Source organism: Arthrobacter sp. I3 (assembly GCF_000520575.1).
In the GTDB taxonomy this organism is placed as follows: domain Bacteria; phylum Actinomycetota; class Actinomycetes; order Actinomycetales; family Micrococcaceae; genus Arthrobacter; species Arthrobacter humicola_A.
The window spans coordinates 30,530-34,332 of sequence record NZ_KI914922.1; the positions used below are offsets into that span (position 1 = coordinate 30,530).

The window sequence follows — 3,803 nt, forward strand, 5'->3', positions numbered from 1 at the left end:
CCCGCCGCAGGCCGACGCCGGCTGGATCGGTCCCGTCGGGCCGGGACCGAGCTACCTTGACCAGGGGTCCGGGGGGCCGGAGAGCGATTTCACCAACCGCAACACCACCTTCATGACCTGGAATATGCTGCACCTGGCGCGCATGCTCAAGGATGCGGGCGGCATTCCCGCCTACGGAAACCTGCCCGATGCCTGGAAAGCGGGCACCCGTTTCGACTTTGAAAATCCGGAATACCGCTAGGACCGGCCTGCCCCACAGTCCGGCGGAGCCAGATTGTCCCTGCCGGGGCCGGAACCTGCCGGTGCCGGAATACGCACAGAGCTAAGGACGTTCCTTTCAATATGACTATCAAAAGCCCCCTGTTGTCGCGCCCGGCCGCGGTTGAGGCCGGCGGCGCCGATGCTGGCGTCGCCGCCCACTACGGCGAGCCGCTCCGGGAGCAGCGGGCGCTGGCCGCCGGCACCGCCGTCGTCGATCTCTCACACCGCGGTGTGGTGACGGTCAGCGGGCCGGACCGCCTGAGCTGGCTCAACACGCTGTCCTCCCAGCAGCTCACTTCGCTGGCCCCTGGCCAGTCCACCGAACTGCTGTTGCTGAGCGTGCAGGGCCGGATCGAATTCGACGCCAGGGTGGTGGACGACGGCGCCACGACCTGGCTGATCGTCGAGGCAGCCGAGGCGGCCCCGCTCGCCGAATGGCTCAACAAGATGAAGTTCATGCTCCGGGTCGAAATCGCGGACGTCTCCGCCGACTGGGCCGTACTCGGCTCCACACACCGCATCCCGGAATGGGAGGCGCTGCAGGCCTGGCAAGACCCGTGGCCGCACGTCGGCGCCGGCGGCTACTCCTACGCTGTGGTGGGCGAGGACGCCCATCCAGGACTGGAACGGCCCTGGTTTGAGTACCTGGTCCCCGCGGACGAGCTGGTCGCGACCGTGGGCGACCGTGCCCTCGCCGGCACCATGGCGTCCGAAGCGCTGCGGATTGCGGCGTGGCGGCCCCGCTGGGGCGCGGAAACGGACGACAAGACCATCCCGCATGAGCTCGACCTCCTCCGCACTGCCGTGCACCTGGCCAAGGGCTGCTACAAGGGCCAGGAGACGATCGCGCGAGTCCACAACCTGGGCCACCCGCCGCGCCGTCTCGTGTTCCTACAGCTCGACGGTTCCCAGCACACCCTGCCCGCGGCCGGCAGCGAGGTGCGTGCGGGCGAACGCAAGGTGGGCGCCGTGACCTCCGTGGCGCAGCACTACGAGATGGGCCCAGTCGCCCTGGCCGTGATCAAACGCTCCGTCGCCCCGGACGAGGTCCTGACCGTCGTGGACGGGGACGAGCCGTACTCCGCGGCCCAGGAAGTCATTGTGGCCCCCGACGCCGGCCAGGTGGTAGGCCGCCAGACCGGCTTCCTGCGGGGCACCCGATGAGCGGCGAGTCCAAAGTGAACGAGCCGGGCGCCGCGCCCGACGACGAGACACTCGCGCTGGCGCACGCGCTCTTCGACGCCGCCCGCGAGGGCAACTCCGCGCTGCTGGGCAGCTACCTGGCCGCCGGCGCCCCGGCCACGCTGACCACCTCCTCCGGCGACTCGCTGGTGATGCTGGCGGCGTACCACGGCCACGCCGGCACTGTCCGGCTGATCCTGGACCACGGCGGCGACGCCAACACGCCGAACGACCGCGGCCAGACCCCGCTGGCCGGTGCTGTCTTCAAGGGCTACACGGACGTGGCCCGGGAACTGCTGGACGCCGGGGCCGACCCGGACGCCGGCACCCCCACCGCGCGGGCCGCTGCGCAGATGTTCGCCCGGACGGACATCCTGGCCCTCCTCGGCTGACCAATCGCGCCTGGGGCCGGGGCGCGGCCGGCCCGGGTTGGTGATGATTGCCCTCAAATACTCCACGTGGAATAATCTTTAGTGGAGTAACTGCCTTTTAGGCCGAAGAGAACACTGCTAAACCGAGAAGGACTGCACCATGGCCCGGGCAACAGCATTGACACCCCTGGGTGTCGCCGCACTTTCCCTGCTCGTGGAAGAACCGATGCATCCCTACGAGATGTACCAGCTCCTAATCGCACGGCACGAGGACCGGCTGGTCAAAGTGCGGCCAGGAACGCTTTATCACGCCGTCGGGCGGCTCGAGGATCGGGGGCTGGTCACAGCCACGGGAACGGACCGGGGAGGCAACCGTCCGGAGCGCACCACCTACACGATCTCGGGTGCCGGCCGCGAAGCGTTCACGACGTGGCTGCAGGACATGCTCGCCGCCCCGGTCAACGAATACCCGGCCTTCCCGCTGGCCATCTCCGAGGCCTACAACCTGCCCGCCGGCGTCGTCGTGGAACTCCTCGACCGGCGTCTTCAGGCGTTGGAGGAACAGCTCGGCTTCCTGGTCTCCGGCGAGGAACTGCTCGCGAAGAAGGGCGTGGAGCGCAAGTACTGGATCGATGTCCAGTTCCAGCTGAGCACGCTTCGCGCCGAAATCGCCTGGATCCGCAGCCTTCAGGACCAGCTCCGCTCCGGCGAACTGCCGTGGTGAACTCCGCGCAGGACCGCGGCCGGGACCCGGCCGCCCCCACACACACAGCCCATCCACCGTTTCACACCAGCCCCTAAGGAACCGCATGGAAAACGTAGCCCGGCCATGGCCGGCACTCTGGTCCCTGGTGATCGGCTTCTTCATGATCCTGATCGACACCACCATCGTCTCGGTGGCCAACCCCAGCATTATGGAGGGCCTCAACACTGACATTAACTCAGTGATCTGGGTCACCAGCGCCTACCTGCTCGCCTATGCCGTGCCGCTGCTGATCACGGGCCGGCTCGGGGACCGTTTCGGTCCGAAGAAGCTCTACCTCTCCGGACTCGTCGTCTTCACTGTGGCATCGCTGTGGTGCGGCCTCTCCGGCAGCGTCGAGATCCTCATCGCGGCCCGTGTGGTCCAGGGACTCGGCGCGGCCATGATGACGCCGCAGACCATGGCCGTCATTACCCGGATCTTCCCCCCGGACCGCCGCGGAGCGGCCATGGGCATCTGGGGTGCCACGGCCGGCGTCGCCACGCTGGTTGGCCCGATCCTCGGCGGCGTGCTGGTGGACGGCCTCGGCTGGGAATGGATCTTCTTCATCAACGTTCCCGTCGGGATTGTCGGCTTCATCCTCGCCCAGCGTTTCGTGCCCTCGCTGACCACCCACCCGCACAAGTTCGATATTCCCGGCGTGCTGCTCAGCGCACTCGGCCTGTTCCTCCTGGTCTTCGGCATCCAGGAGGGCGCGACTTACGACTGGGGCACCATCGCCGGCCCCATCACCGTCTGGGGCCTGATCATCAGCGGCATCGCCGTGCTGGTGGTCTTCGTCCTGTGGCAGAAGTTCAACACGGGTGAACCGCTGCTGCCCCTGTCACTTTTCAAGGACCGGAACTTCTCGCTCGCCAACATTGCGATCACCACGGTGGGCTTCACCGTCACCGCGTTCAGCCTGCCGCTGATTTTCTACTACCAGATCGTCCGCGGACTGACCCCGACCCAGTCGGCGCTCATGATGGTGCCGATGGCGCTGATCTCGGGCGGCCTCGCCCCCGTCGTCGGCCGGATCATCGACAAGGTCAACCCGAAATTCATCACCGCGACCGGCCTGGTCCTGATGTCCGTGGCGCTGTTCTGGAATGCCCTGCTCATGCACCCGGACACCCCCATCTGGCTGTTCCTCCTGCCGAGCGCAGTGCTGGGCTTCGCCAATGCAGGCATCTGGGCGCCGTTGAGTTCCACCGTCACACGCAACCTGCCGCCGCGGCAGGCGGGAG

The 3,803-nt window shown here is 67.6% G+C and carries 4 protein-coding genes and 1 pseudogene; all 5 read left to right on the forward strand.

Annotation, left to right across the window (positions count from 1 at the left end):
- A pseudogene (locus tag Y706_RS24835) lies at positions 1 to 241 on the forward strand (flavodoxin family protein); the annotation flags it as partial.
- Positions 242 to 342: 101 nt separating this feature from the next.
- On the forward strand, positions 343 to 1,425 hold the full coding sequence (locus Y706_RS0110300) for a CAF17-like 4Fe-4S cluster assembly/insertion protein YgfZ (protein WP_028276528.1): 1,083 nt from the start codon (positions 343 to 345) through the stop codon (positions 1,423 to 1,425).
- Entirely contained in the window at positions 1,422 to 1,835 is a 414-nt protein-coding gene (locus Y706_RS0110305; protein WP_043435923.1) for an ankyrin repeat domain-containing protein, read from the forward strand. The genes Y706_RS0110300 and Y706_RS0110305 overlap by 4 nt, the downstream gene beginning before the upstream one ends.
- Before the next feature lie 139 nt (positions 1,836 to 1,974).
- Positions 1,975 to 2,538 carry a PadR family transcriptional regulator gene (locus tag Y706_RS0110310; RefSeq protein ID WP_028276530.1) on the forward strand — a complete coding sequence of 188 codons (564 nt, stop codon included), beginning with the start codon at positions 1,975 to 1,977 and terminating at the stop codon, positions 2,536 to 2,538.
- An 85-nt stretch (positions 2,539 to 2,623) separates the two neighbouring features.
- A partial coding sequence (locus Y706_RS24840) for a DHA2 family efflux MFS transporter permease subunit (protein ID WP_043435924.1) occupies positions 2,624 to 3,803 on the forward strand: 1,180 nt, incomplete at its 3' end.

Bases quoted from the DNA above. Each gene is read 5' to 3' on its own strand.
- Y706_RS0110300 (WP_028276528.1), top strand. From the start codon at position 343: ATGACTATCAAAAGCCCCCTGTTGTCGCGCCCGGCCGCGGTTGAGGCC.
- Y706_RS0110305 (WP_043435923.1), top strand. From the start codon at position 1,422: ATGAGCGGCGAGTCCAAAGTGAACGAGCCGGGCGCCGCGCCCGACGAC.
- Y706_RS0110310 (WP_028276530.1), top strand. From the start codon at position 1,975: ATGGCCCGGGCAACAGCATTGACACCCCTGGGTGTCGCCGCACTTTCC.